This window comes from Thalassococcus sp. BH17M4-6, from assembly GCF_049323015.1.
In the GTDB taxonomy this organism is placed as follows: Bacteria; Pseudomonadota; Alphaproteobacteria; order Rhodobacterales; family Rhodobacteraceae; genus Puniceibacterium.
In genome coordinates, this window is the sequence record NZ_JBMPGU010000013.1 from 1 (window position 1) to 18,008 (window position 18,008).

Consider the following 18,008-nt stretch of genomic DNA (forward strand, 5'->3'; position numbering starts at 1 on the left):
GCCTATTATGTTGAAAAACTCTTCCTTGATCGAGTGGCAAGTCGCTGATTCAATTCGTCCTATAGGGAGGGATTGGCGATGATGGGACCGAGGCAGGAAGCGCAGGCGGCTCTGTTCTACGAGTTCTCGCTAGAGGATCATGTTCCCCAAGACCACCTGCTGCGGTCGATTGATCGGTTCGTCGATCTGAACGGCATCCGGGCCCATCTGGCGGATTTCTACAGCCACACCGGCCGCCCGTCCGTCGATCCTGAACTGCTGATCCGGATGCTGCTGGTCGGGTATTGCTTTGGCATCCGGTCGGAACGGCGGCTCTGTGAGGAGGTACATCTCAACCTCGCATATCGCTGGTTCTGCCGTCTCGATCTCGGCGACCGCGTTCCCGATCATTCCACCTTTTCAAAGAACCGGCATGGGCGGTTCCGCGAGAGCGAACTGTTGCGCCACTTGTTCGAGACGACGGTGGCGCGATGCATCGAAGAAGGCCTGGTCAGCGGACAGCGCATGGCCATCGATGCCAGCCTGATCGAGGCGGACGCCAACAAGCAGAACTCGACGCCCAAGGAAGAATGGAATGTGTCGACCATCGATCCGGCAGATGCGCCCCGCGCAGTGCGCGAGTACCTCGATACGCTGGACGAGGCGGCCTTTGGTGCAGCGTCCCCGGTTCAGCCCAAGTTCACGTCCCATTCCGATCCGGCCAGCCAATGGACGGCTGCGCGCAAAGGCCCAGCATTCTTTGCCTATTCCGACAATTACCTGATCGATACGGACCACGGCGTCATCGTCGATGTTGAAGCCACCAGATCAATCCGTCAGGCCGAGGTCGGATCGACCAAGACCATGCTGAGACGGGTGAAGGATCGGTTCGATCTGCATCCCGAACGGCTGATCGCCGATACCGCCTACGGAACTGGGCCTATGCTTGGCTGGTTGGTCGAGCAGAAGATCGCTCCACATATTCCGGTGTTCGACAAGGCTGGCCGATCCGATGGCACATGGTCCCGTGCCGACTTCGAATGGGATGCCGAGAACGATCAGTACATCTGCCCCGAAGGTCACGCCCTCAAACAGTTCCGCCGCAACTACTCGGACCCGAACCGAGGACCGACAGGCAAGGGCACCGCCCGTTATCGGGCACTGAAAGAGGTCTGCCAGGCCTGCCCATCCAAAGCCAGGTGCTGCCCCAACACCGACGCGCGCAAGATCACCCGCGAGGAACACGAAGACGCCCGTCAGGTCGCGCGCGACATTGCCAAGACCCGCCAATACGACATCTCGATGAAGCTCCGAAAGAAGGTCGAGATGCTCTTCGCCCATCTCAAACGCATCCTCGGCCTGGGCCGGCTTCGATTACGAGGTCCATGTGGCGCCAACGACGAATTCCTCCTCGCAGCCACCGCTCAAAACCTCCGCAAACTGGCCAAGATCTTCCCTGCACCGCAGAAACCATCCAAAGCCTGATCAGAGAGGCGCTTGCGCCCCGTTCCGGCCGCTACTTTCTGCATCCGCAACACGTTGTTTTTCAACAGAATCGGCCGAAACCCGCCTTTCCCTCACTTGAAGTTCCGGCTCTCCTTGATCTGGTCCCAGGCCCAGACCACCTCTTGCAGCTGTTCTTCCTGTGACCGGTCGCCGCCGTTCATGTCGGGGTGCAGCACCTTGATCAGCGCCTTGTAGGCCTTGCGGACCTCGGCCTTGGTCCAGTGGTCCTTGGCCTCCAGAATCTCGACCGCGCGGCGTTCGGTGGGGGGCAGGCGGCGGGTGCTGCCGCCGGCGGATTTGCCGGGGTTGCGCGTCGCGTTGTCACCCAGCACCTGGTGCGGGTCCTCGATGCCCAGCCGCGCCCAGGCGCGCGCCTCGGGGTCGCGCCAGTCCTTGGTCTGGCGGTCCCAGACCTTGTCCTTGGAGGCCTGCGCGTTCATCTCGGCCTCGGTCTTGCCGTGGAAGAAGTTCCACTTGAGGTTGTATTCGCGCACATGCTCCTTGCAGAACCAGTAGTAGTCATCCAATACGTCCGGCGCTTTCGGCGCGCGGAACTTGCCCGCTTCCTCGCAGCCTTCGTGTTCGCACTGCCGCACAGAGGTTTCGGACGCGCCCGACATGCCCCGCCGTCCGCGCGGGTTCTTCTTCTTGGCGGACGATACGGACATATCGAAACCGAAGGGATCTGATTTGCTCATGGGGGGACACCTTTCCGACTCGGACGCCAGAGTTTAGACTATCCGCTGATAACTTGTAGGGGGCAGGCAGGAAAAAATGACCAGACAGGCGGAAATCGAGACACGGTTGCGCGACGCCTTCGCGCCCACGGAACTGACGGTGCGCGACGAGTCAGAGGCGCACCGCGGCCACGCCGGGTATCAGGAGGGCGGAGAGAGCCATTTCCACGTAATCCTGCGCGCGAAGGGCTTTGCCGGGCAAAGCCGCATCGCGCGGCACCGGGCGGTGCACAGCGCGCTGGGGCCCGACCTCATGGCGCAGATCCACGCGCTGTCGCTGGACCTGGGCGTCTGATCGGCGGCGGCTCAGCCCGGGTCGGTCTTCATCCGCGCGGCACGGTCGTGCAGAAAGCCCACGGGTTTGTCGAGGTCGCGGGTTTCCTCGACCCCGTTGTCGACCTCCTCGACCTCGGTCGGCACCGGGCGCTGCCAGTCCGGATCGGTCTCCGGCGCGTCGTCCGCGGGCTCTGACGGTGCCGCGGGCGGCGGGGCAGGGGCGTCATCTGCCCCCAATGCCATGCCGGCCGCGCCCAGACCCGCCACCGGGCTGATCCGCTCGGGGCTTTCGAGCATACGGGGTGTTTCCTGCGCCACCTCGCCTATGGGGCGGCGGAACACCAGCACGTTGCGCCAGACCGTGACCGACCCGGTCAGCCCCTGGCGTTCGTCGCTGGGCAGCGTTTCGGCGCGCTGGAATTCCCAGCCGTCCTGTCCGAAGTCGTTCAGCAGATGCTCCAGCGCAAAGGCGAACCGCCCCTCCGGGGCCTTGACCCCCTTGGCCTTTTCCCCCTTCGCCGGAGCCGGCACCACCTTGTATTCATAGCGCATGTCACATCCTCTTGCTGGCGCAGAGCCTAGCAAGCCCGCCGCCCAAGGTCAGCCCCAATCGTAGGGTGGGTTTTCAACCCACCATCACCCGCGCCGTTTGGCGATTTCGGCCAACTGCTGCGTCTCGATCCATTCAACGTAGTGCGACGCTCCGCCCTCTAAATACACCTCCCTCGCGGCATCGGCGTGTTGTTTTGCCGCGTCCAAATGGGCCGCGTTCCCGGTCTTGTCGAAGAGGCTGATCTCTACGACAGCAAAACAATGCAGTGTTGTCGCCCAATCAAAGGGCACCCGGTCGCGGGTCCGCTCTTCCAGCGCGGCGCGATAGGCGGCGACGGCCTCTTCCAGCCGCGCAGTGCCGCTTTCGCGTGCCCCGAGGGTTCGTAGCGCGTTGCCGAGATTCATCTGCGTCATCGCCCAGTCCAGCGGCACCCGGTCGCGGGTCCGCTCTTCCAGCGCGGCGCGATAGGCGGCAACGGCCTCTTCCAGCCGCGCGGTGCCGCTTTCGCGTTCCCCGAGGGTTGCCAGCGCGGTGCCCAGGTTCATTTGCGTCATCGCCCAGTCCAGCGGCACCCGGTCGCGGATCATTTCCTCCAGCGCCGCGCGGTAGGCGGCGACGGCCTCTTCCAGCCGCGCGGTGCCGCTTTCGCGTGCCCCGAGGGTTTGTAGCGCGTTGCCCAGGTTCGCCTGCGCCTTGGCCCAGTCCAGCGGCACCCGGTCGCGGGTCCGCTCTTCCAGCGCCGCGCGGAAGGCGACAACGGCCCCTTCCAGCCGCGCGGTGCCGCTTTCGCGTTCCCCGAGGGTACAGAGTGCGATGGCCAGGTCATTCAGGGCCGCACCGCCTTGATCCTGTCCCTGCGCCCGGTCTACCGACGCCCGCGCCAGTCCAATAGATACTTCGAGGTCAAACGCCAGCCCCATGTCCCGCCCGCGTTCGTACCATGTGCGCCAAACATCTCGCAGCGCATCGAACCCGTCCGCCGCGCTATCCAGCGTCAACTTTTCCACTTCCAGGGTCACGACCATGTCCACATCCCGCGTCAGAACCGCCTGCGCCAGCCCCTTGTCGATCAGCCGTACATGACCTTGCGCCTTTTCTGCCATGGCATCCCGCGACGCCGCCAGTTCGCGCAGCAGATAGGCCCCGGCATCCTCGGGCGACTCCTCCTCGTTGCGTCGGTCCACTTCCGCGATGATGGCATTGACCGCCGCATCGACATTCCCGGGCAGTCGGTCGCGCCTGTCCGCCGCAACCTCGAATGCGCGCCTGAGTTCGCGTAATGCGGTTTCAAGGTCCGTCGGGTTGCCTTCTGCATATTCATAGGCCAGCGCGATGGCGAGAGATTCGGACAGTTTCAACTGATTCCGCAGACCCTGCAGTTCGTCGTAAAGACGGTCCGCATCCGCATCCGTCTGGCTCGGCGCGTCCTCGACCTGCGGCGCAATCCCCAGCGCGGCATCGACAATACCCTTTGGCAGATCGAGCGCCTTGGCGAATTTCTGGATGGTCAGCGGCGACAGCGGCTGCTTTCCCCGCTCGACCCGGCTGACATAGCTCTTGCGGTCCTGGTTTCCCAGCGCCTCGTGCGCGAGCATCTCCAGTGTCCAGCCCTTGGCCGTCCGCGCCGCGCGCACCGCCTTGCCGAAATCCGTGAACGCGTCGGGGGAGGTCACAAAAGGTCACTTTCTGTCACGCGGGGTGTCCCCCGAAGTCCCCGCCGCGTCACCGCCTTTTGCCGCGCGATCAGGCATTCTGAACTGATCGAGACACCATAGCAATCACCGGGCCCGGTTCAACCTCTAGGAGTTATCCAGATGTGGAACCAACTGAAGACACTGATCGCCAAGGCCGCAGCCATGCTGACCTGCCACCGCGCGCTTTATTCGGGGCTGAGCCTGTGCCACGCCAACGGTTGCCTGCTCACCGACTACCCGGCGCTCTATGCGCCGATGGCGGTGCTTTATGCCGCGCTCGCCCTGCGGGGGTGAGGGGAATGGGCCGCCGGTCTTCCGGCGGTCCGATCTCAAAGCCCCAGCTTCGCCGACACGATCTGGTTGACGGCCGCCGGGTTGGCCTTGCCGCCGGTGGCTTTCATCACCTGGCCCACGAACCAGCCCGCAAGCTTGGGGTTCTGCTTGGCCTTTTCCACCTGCGCGGGGTTTGCGGCGATGACCTCGTCCACCGCGGCCTCGATCGCGCCGGTGTCGGTGACTTGGCGAAGGCCCTTTTGCTCAACGATTTCAGCCGGATCGCCGCCGTCGTTATAGACGATTTCGAACACGTCCTTGGCGATCTTGCCGGAAATGTCGCCTTTCTTGATCAGCGTGATGATCCCGGCCAGTTGTGCGGGCGTGACCGGAGAATCGCTGATGTCCCGGTCGTCCTTCTTGAGCCGCCCGAAAAGTTCGTTGATCACCCAGTTGGCCGACAGTTTTCCGTCTGAAGAGCCGTTCACAACCTCCTCAAAATAAACCGCATTTGCCGTGTCCGCCGTGAGGACCGAGGCGTCATATTCCGACAGGCCGAAGTCCTTGACGAACCGCGCCTTCTTTTCATCCGGCAGTTCCGGCAGCGACGCTTTGATCCCGTCGACCCAGGCCTGTTCGATCTCCAACGGCAGCAGGTCGGGATCGGGGAAATAGCGGTAATCATGCGCCTCTTCCTTGGACCGCATCGACCGCGTTTCGCCCTTGTCGGGATCGTAAAGCCGGGTTTCCTGATCGACCTTGCCGCCGTTCTCGAGAATTGCGATCTGGCGTTTCGCCTCGTAATCAATGGCTTGTTGGATGAACCTCGTGGAGTTCATGTTCTTGATCTCGCAGCGTGTGCCCAAGTGGCCGAAGTCCTGTGTCTCCTGATAGCGCTCATAATCGCCGGGGCGGCAGACCGACACGTTCACGTCCGCGCGCAGGTTGCCGTTCTGCATGTTGCCGTCGCAGGTGCCCAGATAGCGCAGGATCTGGCGCAGTTTGACCACGTAGGCTGCCGCTTCCTCGGGGCCGCGGATGTCGGGGCGGCTGACGATCTCCATCAGCGCGACGCCGGTGCGGTTGAGATCGACAAAGGACATGTTGGGGTCCATGTCGTGGATCGACTTGCCTGCGTCCTGTTCGATGTGGATGCGTTCGATCCGCACGCGCCGCGCGATGCCCGGCTCCATGTCCACGATCACCTCGCCCTCACCTACGATGGGATGGTAGAGCTGGCTGATCTGATAACCCTGCGGCAGGTCCGGGTAGAAGTAGTTCTTGCGGTCGAAGGCCGACTTCAGGTTGATCTGCGCCTTGAGGCCAAGGCCCGTGCGCACCGCCTGTTCGACGCAGAATTCGTTGATCACCGGCAGCATGCCGGGCATCGCCGCGTCGACAAAGGCGACATGCGAATTGGGCTCCGCGCCAAAGCCTGTTGAGGCACCGGAAAAGAGCTTGGCCTGGCTCGCGATCTGGGCATGCACCTCCATCCCGATGACCAGTTCCCAGTCGTGTTTCGCCCCGGCGATGACCTTGGGTTTCGGGGGCTCAAAGCTCAGATCCAGCATGGCGTGCGTCCTTTCAGGCGTCTCGCCTTCGCTTTAGGACAGGGCCAGATGCGGTGCAAGGGTCAGGGCGTGATCGTCAGTCCCGAAGGGTCGAAGACGATGCGATGACCGGCGCGGATTTCGGAGGCGAAATGTTCGGCCAGCGCGGACAACGCCCGCACCCGGCCGCGGCGCGCGCCATCCTCGGCCCCCTTGACGTGCGCGGCGTTGGCAGCGGTGGGCGCGGCGGCCCAGATCATCGGGTGGATTTCGCGCAGGTGATCGCAGACGATCCAGTTGAAACAGTCCGCGACCCGGGCGCGGGCGCTGCCGCGTGCCGACCGGCCGGAAAGCGCAAGCCCGGTATAGGCGGCGAGGACATTGGCCATATGCTGGTCGGTGCGAGTGGCCAGAATGTCGTGCAGCCCTTCGACGAACAGTTCGGCGTCAAGGCCGCGAAACGCGGCCGGATCCAGCGCCAGCGCGTCGAAATAGACCCAGGCATAGCCGCCATGCCCCCAGATATCCGCCGTCCGTGCGGCTGTCCGGCGGGCTTCGGCATCGAGCGTGGCGTAGCTGCCATAGCGGTCGGGCAGCAGATCGCGGCCCAGGGCGCGCATGTGTCGGGGGCACAGCGGGTCAAGGTCGATCAGATCCTCGTAATCATCGGCGACCCTGTCCTGCGCGGCGGTTTCGGCGGCAAGCAGGTCGCAGCGCAGCGCAGCAAGCGACGGCGCATCCCGCTCGAATGCATCGAACCGGTCGATGATCCGGGCGGCGGCGCCGAGATGCGCCAGAAACAGCGATTTGCGCGCCTCGGACAGGTCATGCGTGGGGCCGCCGCCATGCCATTCGCGGCCGATCTCCAGATGCGTGCGGGCCACGACAAGGGCGACGCCGTGATCCTCGCCAAGCTCGGCATAGACCTCCTCGAGCGCCTGAACGGGCAGGTGGGCGGCGCGGGCGTCGCCGCGGCGGGCGGCCTCTCTGGCGACCTCGACCGCGTCGGCGCGCGCGCCCCGGGCCAAAAGCTCGGGCACAGGCGCGCCGCCGGAGGTTTTCAGGCGTTGCTGGTCGAAGGTGCGGATCAGACGGCCCAGTTCGGCCCAGTCTTCCTGCCGCGCCAGGAACTGGCCTTGGGCAAAATAGCGGGCGCGCTGCACCTCGTCATCGCCAAGCTCGCGCACGGGGATGTCGATGCTGGGCAGGATCGGGGCGGGGCCCGCGCTGACCGGGACGGTGCGGGGGCGCGGCGATGGCGCGCGCAGGGCGTCGATCATCGGCGAAATCCGGGCCGACAGGGCGCGCAGGGGCTGTATCTTGTCCTGGTATGTCATGTCGCCAATCTGCGCGCGCATTTGGGCTCAATCATGGCGGGAAGGCGGTGCGGCGGGGTTCGTTTCCGGGCTTTCCTGGGAGCATGGCGCCGGATCGGCAACGCGCTGTTGCGCAAGCCGAAACAGACCTTGCGCGGAAACCGGCCACAGCGGCACCGCATGCGACTTGCGCAAATGCCTGATTTCAGGGCATTCTAACCGCCATGCGCCTGTCTACCCTGTTCCTAGTCGCCGGTCTGCTGCCACAGATCGCGACCGCCGAGACCGAAGCCGGCGACCGCGTGATCGCGGTGGCCAAGGCGGTCGAACCCGAGAACGTCCCCGGGGCACAGGACGAGTCGGTCAGCCCTTTGGCGGTGGCCACGTCGCTGCGACCGCATGCGCGGTCCGATCTGCCGCTGCCGCGTACCCGATGGGCGCATCGTCCGCGCGGCGCGATCTGGTCGCGCGCGGCGGTGTCGGCGCTGCGCGGCCATGCCGGGACGCTGCCGCGCACCGTGCCGCGGGATATCGACGCCTGGTGCCCGGCGTACCGTCAGGCGGACATCCCCGAGCGGGAGGCGTTCTGGGTCGGGCTGCTGTCGGCGCTGGCCAAGCATGAAAGCACCTACCGCGCCAGTGCAGTGGGCGGCGGGGGGCGCTGGTACGGGCTGTTGCAGATCCTGCCCGGCACCGCGCGCGGCTACGGCTGCAAGGCCCGCACCGGGGCGGCGCTGAAACACGGACCGTCGAACCTGAGCTGCGCGCTGCGGATCATGGCGCGGACGGTCGCGCGCGACGGGGTCGTGTCCGAAGGGATGCGCGGCGTTGCCGCCGACTGGGGCCCGTTCCACAGCCGGTCCAAGCGCCGCGACATGATGGCCTGGCTGCGCGAACAGAGTTACTGCAAACCCATTTCGAAGACGCGGCCCAGGGCCCGGCCAAGCTGAGGCGTGGCGTTCAGGTCGCGCGCATCCACGACGGGCGGCGGCTGCTGTCGACCAGCGATACGGCAGGCGCTTTCGATCCACCCAGCGCCAGCGTGGCGCGGCGCAGCATCGCGATGCCGTCCTCGGACTTCGCAGGCAGGGCAGAGGGGGAAATCGGCTCTCCGACCGTGACGCGGTAGGGCTGGCGGTCCTTGTTCAGTGTTTCGTGGAACAGAGTGATGTCGCGCAGCGTCGGGTGGATCAAATCGAACAGGTAAAACAGCGCCGAGTTGCGGGCCCGGATGTTGACCGGGATGACCGGCAGATCGAACTTGCGCGCGATCATCGCGGCCGAGGCCATCCAGGGTCGCTCGTGCAGGCTCAGCCCCCGGCGCTTGGCCAGACGACCGGACGGAAAGATCACGCCAAGCCGCCCTTCGGCCACCGCCGCACGGGTATAGTCCATCGTTTCGCGCGTCTTGGAATGGCTGCGTTTCTCGGGCCGCCATTCCACCGGTGCGATCATGTCGTGCATCTGCGGCAGCACGCGAAGTATGTCATGATTTGCAAAATAGAACGCATCCCCCCGCAACCCGGCAATCAGATGATGCAGCATGATCCCATCGGCGATGCCGGTGGGATGGTTCGCCACCACCAGCGCCGCCCCGTGCCGAGGAATGTGACCAAGCCCCGCGACCTCAACGTCGCGCGCCAACAGCTTGGCCATCGCCGCCATGATCTGGTCAGACGGCATGTCGCGGAACCTTTCGGCCAGCGCAATCGTGTGATCGTAGCCCAACACGCGGTTCAGCAGCCGCCGTGCCACAGCAGTGCCCGGCCGCCGCGAGAAAAGCCACGGCGCGCGCTCTGCGATCAGGGGGTCAAGACGGTCCTGCATGGGCGTTCTCTAATCAGGCTATTGCAACAATCACATGACATGCTGCCCGGTGCGCCCCGCGTGGCAAGTCCGGGCCAAACAGCGGCCCGTTCTTTGCGGGATTTGGCCCGAACAGGGATATAACACAGGCAAATCGCCGCCGGTTCCCGACCGGCTGCGAAAATCCTGGCGCCCCGGTTCTTTCACAAGATCGAAAACGGGTGGCGGTCTACCTTAACGCCCCGTGCCTTCAAAGTGGCCTCAAAGGCCCGGTGCGGCGGCACGCAGTCGTGGGGCAGGCGTGTCTTGCGCCCGTCCTGCAGCACCAGCGTCGCGCGCATGCTGCCGTCGAACCGCCGGTCCAGCCGGACGTGATCCAGATCGCGCAGGGCCACGTGGTCCTGCACCCGGCCGCTTTGCCAGTCGAGGGTTGTGTCGTCCAGCGTCAGCCGCGCGGTCTTGCCGGTCGCCACCTCCCAGAGCAGGGGCAGGGTGAAAAGCAGGATGCCCAGCACGATCCAGCTTTCGACCTGCAGCCAGATCCAGCCCACCGCCAGCAGCGCCCAGAGACCCAGCAAAAGACCCACCGACCGTGGGGTTCGGGCCGGGGCGCCGTAGGTGTAGCCCGGCAGCGCCTCGGGGGTCTCGGTCATCCCAGGATCCGCGTCACCATTTCGGTGGTGTCGCGGCTGAGCGCGGGCGTGCCCGCAATGCGCTGCAGCGCGTTGCGCATCCGCGCCTGCCGTCCATCGTCATAGCGCCGCCACGCCTGGAACGCGGCGCACATCCGGGCCGTGGTCTGCGGGTTCTTGGCATCGAGCCGGATCAGCCAGTCGGCCAGCAGATCGTAGCCTGCGCCGCCTTCGTAATGGAAACCGGCGTGATTGGCGGCCAGGGATCCAAAGACCGCGCGGAACCGGTTGGGGTTCTTCCAGTCGAATTTCGGGTGTTCCGTCAGGGCCTTGGCTTGCTCTGCCGCCCGGTCGGGCCGGGCCAGCGCGACCTGCAGCCCGAACCATTTGTCCATGACCAGCCGGTCATGCTGCCAGCGGTCGTGGAAGGCCCGCAGCGCCGCATCGGCCTCACCGGCCCAGATCAGGGCCGCCAGGGCCGCCAGTTGCAGGGTCATGTTGTCGGCGCTGTCGAACTGCTTTTGCGCCGCCGCGCCGCCGTCGAGACGGGTCAACATGTGCAGCACGCCGTTGCCAAGCGCGCGTTTGCCGACCTGATCGGCGTCGGGGGCGTAGGGCTCTGTCACGCGCGTCTCCTTGGCCAGCTGCGGTAGCAGGTCGGCCCAGCGTTCGGCGCGGAACATCTTGAGTCGTTCCAGCGCGTCGTAGATCGCCTGCGGATCGGGCGTCACGCCGCGTTCATGCAGCGCCTGCGCCAGTTCCGACTGGCCCGGCAGGTCGAGCATCGAGGCGCGGAAATCGGGGTCGAGCGCGCTATCCCGCAGCAGCGTTTCCAGCCCGTCGAGCCAGGCGGTGTCGGGCGCCGCCCCGTCGGTGATCATCGCCAGCAGGCCGTCGCGCGCCAGCGCGTTCCCGGCCTCCCATCGGCAGAAGGGATCGGTGTCATGCGCCAGCAGGAACGCACGCTCCTCGCGGCTGCTGTCGCGTTCCAGCACCACGGGGGCCGAGAAGCCGCGCAGGATCGACGCCACGGGTTTCGACGAAAGCCCCGTAAATTCAAAACGCTGTTCGGCCTTTGTCATCTCAAGGAGCGTGGTCGGCACGACCTCGTCGCCGTTGGGCGACAGAAGCCCTACTTCGATGGGCAGCACCTGCGGCTGCTTGTCGTTCTGTCCCGGTGTCGGCGGTGTCGTCTGGCTGAATTGCAGGCTGTAGGTGCCGTCCTCGTAATGCTCCGACACCCGCAGCCGCGGCGTGCCGCTTTGGCTATACCAGCGCTTGAACTGCGAAAGGTCGCGGCCCGTGGTATCTTCGAAAACTTGCAGCCAATCCTCGATCGTGCAGGCCTGTCCGTCGTGGCGGTCGAAGTAGAGAGCGACGGCCTTCGCATAGGCCTCATCGCCGACCAGCCGCTTGAGCATACCGATCACCTCGGCGCCCTTCTCGTAGACGGTGGCGGTGTAGAAGTTGTTGATCTCCTGAAAGCTTTCGGGCCGGACCGGATGCGACAGCGGGCCCTGATCCTCGGGAAACTGGCGGTTGCGCAGGTCCGACACGTCGTTGATCCGCTTGACCGCGGCCCCGCGCATGTCGGTGGTGAACTGGCTGTCACGGTAGACGGTCAGCCCTTCCTTGAGGCACAGCTGAAACCAGTCGCGGCAGGTGATGCGGTTGCCGGTCCAGTTGTGGAAATACTCATGCGCGATGATCGCCTCGATCCGTTCGAAATTGGCGTCCGTACTGGTTTCCGGGCTGGCAAGAACGGCGGAGGAGTTGAAGATGTTCAGCCCCTTGTTCTCCATCGCGCCCATGTTGAAATCGTCAACCGCCACGATGTTGAAGATGTCGAGGTCATATTCACGCCCGTACACCTCTTCATCCCAGCGCATGGACTTTTTCAGCGCCTCCATCCCGAAGGCGCATTTGCCCTCGTCCCCGGGCCGGACCCAGATGTTGAGCTCGACCTTCTTGCCGGACATCGTGGTGAACTGGCCGGGATGATTGACGAGGTCCCCCGCCACCAGCGCGAAAAGGTAGGCGGGTTTGGGCCAGGGATCGTGCCATTCCGCCCAGCCGTCGCCGCTTGCGCCCGGGTTGCCGTTGGAGAGCAGCACGGGATGCGGCCCCTCGATGCGGACGGTGAACACCGACATGACATCGGGCCGGTCGGGGTAGTAGGTGATCTTGCGAAACCCTTCGGCTTCGCACTGCGTGCAGTACATGCCGTTCGACATGTAAAGGCCTTCGAGCGCTGTGTTCGTTTCGGGGCTGATCTCGACCTCTGCCTCCCAGACGAAAGGGCCGTCGGGCACGTCGCAGCGCAGGCCTTGCGGGGTGATCTCGGGCTGCACCGGGGTTCCGTCAATGGATGCGGAAATCAGCGCAAGGTCTTCACCGTGCAGAAAAAAGTCCCGATCTGGCCCCTCTGGGTTGGGGGAAAAGCGAATACGGCTCAGCACCCGCGTTGCGGTGGGCGACAGACGAAAGGTCAGGTGCACCTCTTCCACCACGAACCCGTAGGGTGTGTAATCGCTCAGATAGATCGTCTGGGGTGCGGCGTCTTTCATGGGGGGACTCTCCGTCAATTTTCTGCACAGGTTTCTGGAACCTCATCGCCTGGCAAAGTGTTAGGATGGTAACCGCTCGGGCGCAACCGCGCCCGCGAACCATGCTTTCTGGAAGGAATTAGCCAATGTCCGCACCCGACACCAACGTCAAAACCCAAGAGAAAAAGCACAAACCCTCGCTGCTGGGGATCAAGGGTGTGCTGGTGTTCGCCGGAGTGCTGCTCATCGGCTTTCTCGTGTGGACGTTTGCGCAAAGCGATGAGGACACGCCGACCTCTGACGCAGGTGCCGCGACGGCGACTGAATAAAGGATGCTCTTTCCCTCATGACGACGCTTTTGTGGTTCAAGAGGGATCTGCGACTGGCCGATCATCCGGCCCTGCACAAGGCGCTCCGATCCGGGGCGCCTTTGCCTGTTTTCATCCTCGAGCCGGAGTATTGGCGGCTTGACGACACCTCGGGGCGGCAGTTCGCGTTTCTGCGCGAAAGCCTGATCGACCTGCGGCGCGCGCTTCGGGACTGCGGATCGGATCTGATCCTGCGCACCGGCGATGCGGTCGAGGTTTTGCAGGCGTTGCTGGCCGAGACCGGATTTGACCAAATCGTCAGCCACGAGGAAACCGGGAACGACTGGACCTTTGCCCGCGACAGACGCGTCGCCGCCTGGGCGCGCGACAGGGGCATTCCGTGGGACGAGGTGCCGCAATCGGGCGTGATCCGCCGCCTTAACACCCGCGACCGCTGGGCGGCCGCGCGCAACCGTTTCATGGCCGCCGATCCATTGCCTGCGCCCAAAGCGCTGCCGCCGGTCCGCGTGGACCCCGGACCGATTCCAACGCTGGACCTGCGGGATGATCCCTGTCCGGGGCGGCAGGCGGGCGGGCGTGACAGGGGGGTGCGGCTGCTCGACAGTTTTCTGGCCACCCGCGGGCAGGATTACCGCCGCGCCATGTCCTCGCCGCTCGACGGGGCCGCCGCCTGTTCACGGCTCAGCCCCCATCTGGCGCTGGGGACAATATCGGTGCGCGAGGTCGTGCAGCGCACGGCGCAGGACCAGCGGGCGCGGCGTGGCACGCGCGATGGCTGGTTGGGCAGCCTCAAGAGCTTTCAGTCCCGGCTGGCCTGGCGCGATCACTTCATGCAGAAGCTCGAGGATGAACCGGCCATCGAATTCGCCCCGATGCACCCGGGCTGCCGCGGCCTGCGCCCCGCCGTTCCAGATGCGGAAAAAGTTGAGGCGTGGCAATGGGGCGAGACCGGGTTACCGTTTCTCGACGCCTGCATGCGGTCGCTCAACGCCACGGGCTGGCTGAATTTCCGCATGCGGTCCATGGTCATGAGTGTGGCGGCCTATCACCTCTGGCTCGACTGGCGCGCGCCTGGGCTACATCTGGCGCGGATGTTCACCGATTACGAGCCGGGCATCCACTGGAGTCAGGTGCAGATGCAGTCGGGCACCACGGGGATCAACACGCCGCGCATCTACAACCCGATCAAGCAGGGCCACGATCAGGACCCGACGGGCGCCTTCACCCGCCGCTGGCTGCCGGAGCTGGCCGAGGTGCCGGATGCCTTGCTCCAGGAACCCTGGCGCTGGGACGGGGCAGGGCGGCTACGCTATCCCGCCCCGATCGTCGATGTCCCGGCCGCGGCGCGTGCGGCGCGTGACATGATCTGGTCGCTGCGCGCCGAGCCTGCGTTTCGCGACGCTTCGCGCCGGGTGATCGACAAGCACGCCAGCCGCAAGGACAGTGCGGGGCATTTCGTCAACGACCGCGCCCCGCGCAAGCGCCGGGCCAAGGCGCCGGATACCCAGCTTAAGCTGGACCTCTGATGCCGAAGCCAACCCGCAAATCCGACCTGCCGACCAAGATCTGCGCCGCTTGCGGGCGGCCCTTCACCTGGCGCAAGAAGTGGGAAAAGGTCTGGGACGAGGTGCGCTATTGCTCGGACCGCTGCCGCCGGAAAAGATGATCCGGGCGGAGGTTCAGCCCGGTTTCACGAGGTGCCAGACCTGTTCGATGGGATAGACCTTGGCCCAGTCGGCGGGCACGCTGGCCCGGGTGTGATCGGCATGGTCGGGGGCATAGAGTTCCTGGTAATTCTCCACCCGGAACCCGATTTTTGCGAAAAGCGCGAACCAGTTCCCCATCGTCAGGTTGAAGCAGACCCCGCTGGGGTCGATCTCCACCCGGCTCCAGTCCGCGCCCCACATGCCGCGGTAGGGGCGGTGCAGGGTCCTGTCGCACGGCGCGCCGCTTTCCGGCGAACAGACCAGCGACAGCGGATGGTTGCCCAGAAACACCAGCCGCCCGCCGGGGCGCAGCAGGCGCCAGGCCTCGGCCAGCCAAAGCTCGGGGCGGCACCAGATCGCGGCGCCGTATTCCGAGATCGCGAAATCGAACGCCGCGTCGGAAAGCTCCGTCGCTTCGGCATTGCCGTGCAGAAAGGTGATGTCGGCATCATGCGCCCAGGCCAGATCGCGAGCGGTGGCCAATTGCGCGCCGGAGAGGTCGATAGCGGTGACGCGCGCGCCACGCCGCGCCATCCAGCCCGCGACATACCCCGTGCCGCAGCCCAGTTCGATGGCGTCCAGACCGCGCATATCCTCGGGCAAAAGCCCCAGCGACGACTCGGGCAGGCCCCAGTTGCCCCAGATCGGGTCCTCCAAAGCCCAGTGGCGTGCGCCGATCTCGGCCCAGTTGGCGGCATCCCGGTCCCAGACATCGCGGTTCACGGACAGGTAATCGGTGTTCATCGCTCGGTCCCTTTCGCAGGGCTGCATCATACCGGCCAACGCCAGACGCGCCAACCGCCCGTGTCTGCGCGGCGCAAAGGCTCACCGATGCCGAACACCGCCGACCGCAAAATCCGGTCAAGCCTGTTGCCTATCGGAAACACGCTTTCTATGAGGGACGAACGGTATACCGCCATCACCGCAGGAGCCCCCATGACCGACCGTGTCACGCACAGCGACCTTCAGATCGACAAGCTGCTTTTCGATTTCATCGAAACCGAGGCGCTGCCCGGCACCGGGGTCAGCTCTGAAACCTTCTGGAAGGGGCTTTCCGACCTTTTGCACGATTTCGGCCCCCGCAATGCCGATCTGTTGCAGACCCGTGCGGACCTTCAGGAAAAGATCGACAACTGGCACATCCGGCACCGCAACCAGCCGCATGATCACGCTGCCTACACCGCCTTTCTGGAAGAGATCGGGTACCTGCTGCCCGAAGGCGATGCGTTCGAGATCGAGACCGCGAACACCGATCCCGAAATCGCCACCGTACCGGGGCCGCAGCTGGTGGTGCCGATCACCAATGCACGCTATGCGCTCAACGCTGCGAACGCGCGCTGGGGCAGCCTGTATGACGGGTTCTACGGCACCGATGCGATGGGATCGCCCGCGCCCAAGGGCGGCTATGACCGGGGCCGCGGCGCGCGCGTCGTGGCGCGGTCGCGGGTGTTTCTTGACGAGGCTTTCCCGATCGATGGCGGCAGCCATGCGGATGCGCGGCGCTATCACGTGAACGGGGGCGCGCTGCTGATCGATGACATGCCGCTGGCCGATCCGTCGCAATTCGTGGGCTACACCGGCCATCCGCGCGCGCCCGAACGGGTGGTGCTGCGCAACCACGGCCTGCATGTGGAACTGGTCTTTGACCGCACCCACCGCATCGGGTCGCGCGACCAGTGCGGGCTGGCGGATGTGCAGCTTGAATCCGCCATCTCTGCCATCATGGATTGCGAGGATTCGGTGGCCTGCGTCGATGGCGAGGACAAGACCGTCGCCTATCGCAACTGGCTGGGCCTGATGAAGGGCGACCTGAGCGAGACCTTTCAGAAGGGCGACACCGCCGTCACCCGCAATCTCAACCCCGACCGGACCTATACCGCACCCGACGGGCAGGGAACCGTGACGCTCAAGGGCCGGGCGCTCATGCTGGTGCGCAACGTCGGGCATCTGATGACCAACCCCGCGATCCTGTTGCGCGACGGGTCCGAGGCCTATGAGGGGCTGATGGATGCGATGATCACCGCGATGATCGCCAAACACGACCTGAAAAAAATCGACGGCCCGCGCAATTCGGCCCAGGGGTCGGTCTATGTGGTCAAACCCAAGATGCACGGCCCGGACGAGGTTGCCTTTGCCGATGCGACCTTCAGCATGGTGGAACGCGTGCTCGACCTGCCGCAGAACACCGTCAAGCTTGGCATCATGGACGAGGAACGGCGCACCTCCGTGAACCTCAAGCAATGCATCCGCGCCGCGAAATCCCGCGTCGCCTTCATCAACACCGGCTTTCTGGACCGCACGGGGGACGAGATCCACACCTCGATGGAGGCGGGCCCCTTCAGCCGCAAGGATTTCATCAAGCGCAAGGCCTGGATCGGCGGCTACGAAAACCGCAATGTCGATATCGGGCTGGAATGCGGCCTGTCCGGTCGCGCGCAGATCGGCAAGGGCATGTGGGCCATGCCCGACCTCATGGCCGCGATGATCGAACAGAAGATCGAACATCCCAAGGCCGGGGCCAACTGCGCCTGGGTGCCGTCCCCCACCGCCGCGACGCTGCACGCGCTGCATTATCACAAGGTCGACGTCTTTGCCGTGCAGGACAAGCTGCGCAAGGGCGGGCGGCGCGCGCATGTGGACACGGTGCTGGACATCCCGCTGGCGAGCTTCCGCAAATGGGGCGAGGATCAGGTCCTGCGCGAGGTCGAGAACAACGCCCAAGGCATTCTGGGCTACGTGGTGCGCTGGATCGACCAGGGCGTGGGCTGTTCCAAGGTGCCCGACATGAATGACGTTGGTCTGATGGAGGACCGCGCCACCTGCCGGATCAGCGCCCAGCACATCGCCAACTGGCTGCACCATGAAATCGTCACGCCCGCGCAGGTGATGACCGCGCTGAAATGCATGGCCGAGGTGGTGGACAAGCAGAACGCGGGCGACCCGACCTACCGCCCGATGGCGCCCGATTTCGACGGCACCGCCTTCCAGGCCGCCTGCGATCTGGTGTTCGAGGGACGGGTGCAGCCGTCGGGCTATACCGAACCGGTGCTCCACCGTCGGCGGCTGGAACTGAAGGCGTCGTTGTCCTGACAGACGGCAGGGCTG

At 65.1% G+C, this 18,008-nt stretch carries 17 protein-coding genes; 8 read left to right on the forward strand and 9 right to left on the reverse strand.

Features of this window, described 5'->3' with window-relative positions; all coding sequences use genetic code 11:
* Positions 1-78 precede the first annotated feature (78 nt).
* Complete coding sequence (locus tag ACOXXX_RS16795; protein WP_422825414.1) at positions 79-1,464, forward strand: IS1182 family transposase; 1,386 nt, start codon at positions 79-81, stop codon at positions 1,462-1,464.
* A 92-nt stretch (positions 1,465-1,556) separates the two neighbouring features.
* Here the strand turns inward: ACOXXX_RS16795 and ACOXXX_RS16800 are convergent, their stop codons facing one another.
* Positions 1,557-2,183, reverse strand: a complete 627-nt coding sequence (locus tag ACOXXX_RS16800) for a DnaJ domain-containing protein (protein ID WP_422827765.1) — start codon at positions 2,181-2,183, stop codon at positions 1,557-1,559.
* Positions 2,184-2,259: 76 nt separating this feature from the next.
* On the opposite strand from ACOXXX_RS16800, the gene ACOXXX_RS16805 reads away from it, so the two are divergent.
* On the forward strand, positions 2,260-2,517 hold the full coding sequence (locus tag ACOXXX_RS16805) for a BolA family protein (protein ID WP_422827766.1): 258 nt from the start codon (positions 2,260-2,262) through the stop codon (positions 2,515-2,517).
* A gap of 11 nt (positions 2,518-2,528) precedes the next feature.
* Here ACOXXX_RS16805 and ACOXXX_RS16810 read toward each other — a convergent pair whose 3' ends face one another.
* Both ACOXXX_RS16810 and ACOXXX_RS16815 read right to left on the reverse strand, forming a co-directional pair.
* On the reverse strand, positions 2,529-3,050 hold the full coding sequence (locus ACOXXX_RS16810; protein ID WP_422827767.1) for a hypothetical protein: 522 nt from the start codon (positions 3,048-3,050) through the stop codon (positions 2,529-2,531).
* Between the two features lie 84 nt (positions 3,051-3,134).
* Positions 3,135-4,724 carry a helix-turn-helix domain-containing protein gene (locus ACOXXX_RS16815; protein ID WP_422827768.1) on the reverse strand — a complete coding sequence of 530 codons (1,590 nt, stop codon included), beginning with the start codon at positions 4,722-4,724 and terminating at the stop codon, positions 3,135-3,137.
* A gap of 141 nt (positions 4,725-4,865) precedes the next feature.
* Between ACOXXX_RS16815 and ACOXXX_RS16820 the strand changes: the two genes are divergently transcribed.
* Entirely contained in the window at positions 4,866-5,039 is a 174-nt protein-coding gene (locus ACOXXX_RS16820) for a hypothetical protein (RefSeq protein WP_422827769.1), read from the forward strand.
* A 35-nt stretch (positions 5,040-5,074) separates the two neighbouring features.
* Here the strand turns inward: ACOXXX_RS16820 and gatB are convergent, their stop codons facing one another.
* Positions 5,075-6,589, reverse strand: coding sequence for an Asp-tRNA(Asn)/Glu-tRNA(Gln) amidotransferase subunit GatB (gene gatB, locus ACOXXX_RS16825; RefSeq protein ID WP_422827770.1), 1,515 nt, complete (start codon positions 6,587-6,589; stop codon positions 5,075-5,077).
* Between the two features lie 62 nt (positions 6,590-6,651).
* Positions 6,652-7,905 carry a hypothetical protein gene (locus ACOXXX_RS16830; protein WP_422827771.1) on the reverse strand — a complete coding sequence of 418 codons (1,254 nt, stop codon included), beginning with the start codon at positions 7,903-7,905 and terminating at the stop codon, positions 6,652-6,654.
* Positions 7,906-8,108: 203 nt separating this feature from the next.
* On the opposite strand from ACOXXX_RS16830, the gene ACOXXX_RS16835 reads away from it, so the two are divergent.
* On the forward strand, positions 8,109-8,834 hold the full coding sequence (locus ACOXXX_RS16835) for a transglycosylase SLT domain-containing protein (RefSeq protein WP_422827772.1): 726 nt from the start codon (positions 8,109-8,111) through the stop codon (positions 8,832-8,834).
* Positions 8,835-8,844: 10 nt separating this feature from the next.
* Here the strand turns inward: ACOXXX_RS16835 and ACOXXX_RS16840 are convergent, their stop codons facing one another.
* The 3 genes from ACOXXX_RS16840 to pepN form a co-directional block, all read right to left on the reverse strand.
* Positions 8,845-9,711 carry a lysophospholipid acyltransferase family protein gene (locus ACOXXX_RS16840; protein WP_422827773.1) on the reverse strand — a complete coding sequence of 289 codons (867 nt, stop codon included), beginning with the start codon at positions 9,709-9,711 and terminating at the stop codon, positions 8,845-8,847.
* Between the two features lie 182 nt (positions 9,712-9,893).
* On the reverse strand, positions 9,894-10,343 hold the full coding sequence (locus ACOXXX_RS16845) for a hypothetical protein (protein WP_422827774.1): 450 nt from the start codon (positions 10,341-10,343) through the stop codon (positions 9,894-9,896).
* Positions 10,340-12,889: an aminopeptidase N gene (gene pepN / locus ACOXXX_RS16850; RefSeq protein WP_422827775.1), complete on the reverse strand. Its 2,550-nt coding sequence runs from the start codon at positions 12,887-12,889 to the stop codon at positions 10,340-10,342. Before pepN ends, ACOXXX_RS16845 begins: the two co-directional genes overlap by 4 nt.
* A gap of 125 nt (positions 12,890-13,014) precedes the next feature.
* Here pepN and ACOXXX_RS16855 point away from each other — a divergent pair, with 125 nt between their 5' ends.
* Genes ACOXXX_RS16855 through ACOXXX_RS16865 form a run of 3 tightly spaced genes read left to right on the forward strand, consistent with a single transcriptional unit; the run spans position 13,015 to position 14,863 of the window.
* Entirely contained in the window at positions 13,015-13,197 is a 183-nt protein-coding gene (locus ACOXXX_RS16855) for a hypothetical protein (protein WP_422827776.1), read from the forward strand.
* Between the two features lie 17 nt (positions 13,198-13,214).
* Positions 13,215-14,723 (forward strand): FAD-binding domain-containing protein, encoded by a 1,509-nt coding sequence (locus ACOXXX_RS16860; RefSeq protein WP_422827777.1) that lies wholly within the window; start codon positions 13,215-13,217, stop codon positions 14,721-14,723.
* Positions 14,723-14,863 (forward strand): DUF2256 domain-containing protein, encoded by a 141-nt coding sequence (locus tag ACOXXX_RS16865; protein ID WP_422827778.1) that lies wholly within the window; start codon positions 14,723-14,725, stop codon positions 14,861-14,863. Before ACOXXX_RS16860 ends, ACOXXX_RS16865 begins: the two co-directional genes overlap by 1 nt.
* Before the next feature lie 13 nt (positions 14,864-14,876).
* On the opposite strand, the gene ACOXXX_RS16870 is transcribed toward ACOXXX_RS16865, so the two are convergent.
* Positions 14,877-15,647 (reverse strand): class I SAM-dependent methyltransferase, encoded by a 771-nt coding sequence (locus tag ACOXXX_RS16870; RefSeq protein ID WP_422827779.1) that lies wholly within the window; start codon positions 15,645-15,647, stop codon positions 14,877-14,879.
* A 192-nt stretch (positions 15,648-15,839) separates the two neighbouring features.
* On the opposite strand from ACOXXX_RS16870, the gene ACOXXX_RS16875 reads away from it, so the two are divergent.
* Complete coding sequence (locus ACOXXX_RS16875) at positions 15,840-17,993, forward strand: malate synthase G (RefSeq protein WP_422827780.1); 2,154 nt, start codon at positions 15,840-15,842, stop codon at positions 17,991-17,993.
* Positions 17,994-18,008 lie beyond the last annotated feature (15 nt).

Bases quoted from the DNA above. Each gene is read 5' to 3' on its own strand.
- ACOXXX_RS16795 (WP_422825414.1), top strand. From the start codon at position 79: ATGATGGGACCGAGGCAGGAAGCGCAGGCGGCTCTGTTCTACGAGTTC.
- ACOXXX_RS16800 (WP_422827765.1), bottom strand. From the start codon at position 2,183: ATGAGCAAATCAGATCCCTTCGGTTTCGATATGTCCGTATCGTCCGCC.
- ACOXXX_RS16805 (WP_422827766.1), top strand. From the start codon at position 2,260: ATGACCAGACAGGCGGAAATCGAGACACGGTTGCGCGACGCCTTCGCG.
- ACOXXX_RS16810 (WP_422827767.1), bottom strand. From the start codon at position 3,050: ATGCGCTATGAATACAAGGTGGTGCCGGCTCCGGCGAAGGGGGAAAAG.
- ACOXXX_RS16820 (WP_422827769.1), top strand. From the start codon at position 4,866: ATGTGGAACCAACTGAAGACACTGATCGCCAAGGCCGCAGCCATGCTG.
- gatB (WP_422827770.1), bottom strand. From the start codon at position 6,589: ATGCTGGATCTGAGCTTTGAGCCCCCGAAACCCAAGGTCATCGCCGGG.
- ACOXXX_RS16830 (WP_422827771.1), bottom strand. From the start codon at position 7,905: ATGACATACCAGGACAAGATACAGCCCCTGCGCGCCCTGTCGGCCCGG.
- ACOXXX_RS16835 (WP_422827772.1), top strand. From the start codon at position 8,109: ATGCGCCTGTCTACCCTGTTCCTAGTCGCCGGTCTGCTGCCACAGATC.
- ACOXXX_RS16840 (WP_422827773.1), bottom strand. From the start codon at position 9,711: ATGCAGGACCGTCTTGACCCCCTGATCGCAGAGCGCGCGCCGTGGCTT.
- ACOXXX_RS16845 (WP_422827774.1), bottom strand. From the start codon at position 10,343: ATGACCGAGACCCCCGAGGCGCTGCCGGGCTACACCTACGGCGCCCCG.
- pepN (WP_422827775.1), bottom strand. From the start codon at position 12,889: ATGAAAGACGCCGCACCCCAGACGATCTATCTGAGCGATTACACACCC.
- ACOXXX_RS16855 (WP_422827776.1), top strand. From the start codon at position 13,015: ATGTCCGCACCCGACACCAACGTCAAAACCCAAGAGAAAAAGCACAAA.
- ACOXXX_RS16860 (WP_422827777.1), top strand. From the start codon at position 13,215: ATGACGACGCTTTTGTGGTTCAAGAGGGATCTGCGACTGGCCGATCAT.
- ACOXXX_RS16865 (WP_422827778.1), top strand. From the start codon at position 14,723: ATGCCGAAGCCAACCCGCAAATCCGACCTGCCGACCAAGATCTGCGCC.
- ACOXXX_RS16870 (WP_422827779.1), bottom strand. From the start codon at position 15,647: ATGAACACCGATTACCTGTCCGTGAACCGCGATGTCTGGGACCGGGAT.
- ACOXXX_RS16875 (WP_422827780.1), top strand. From the start codon at position 15,840: ATGACCGACCGTGTCACGCACAGCGACCTTCAGATCGACAAGCTGCTT.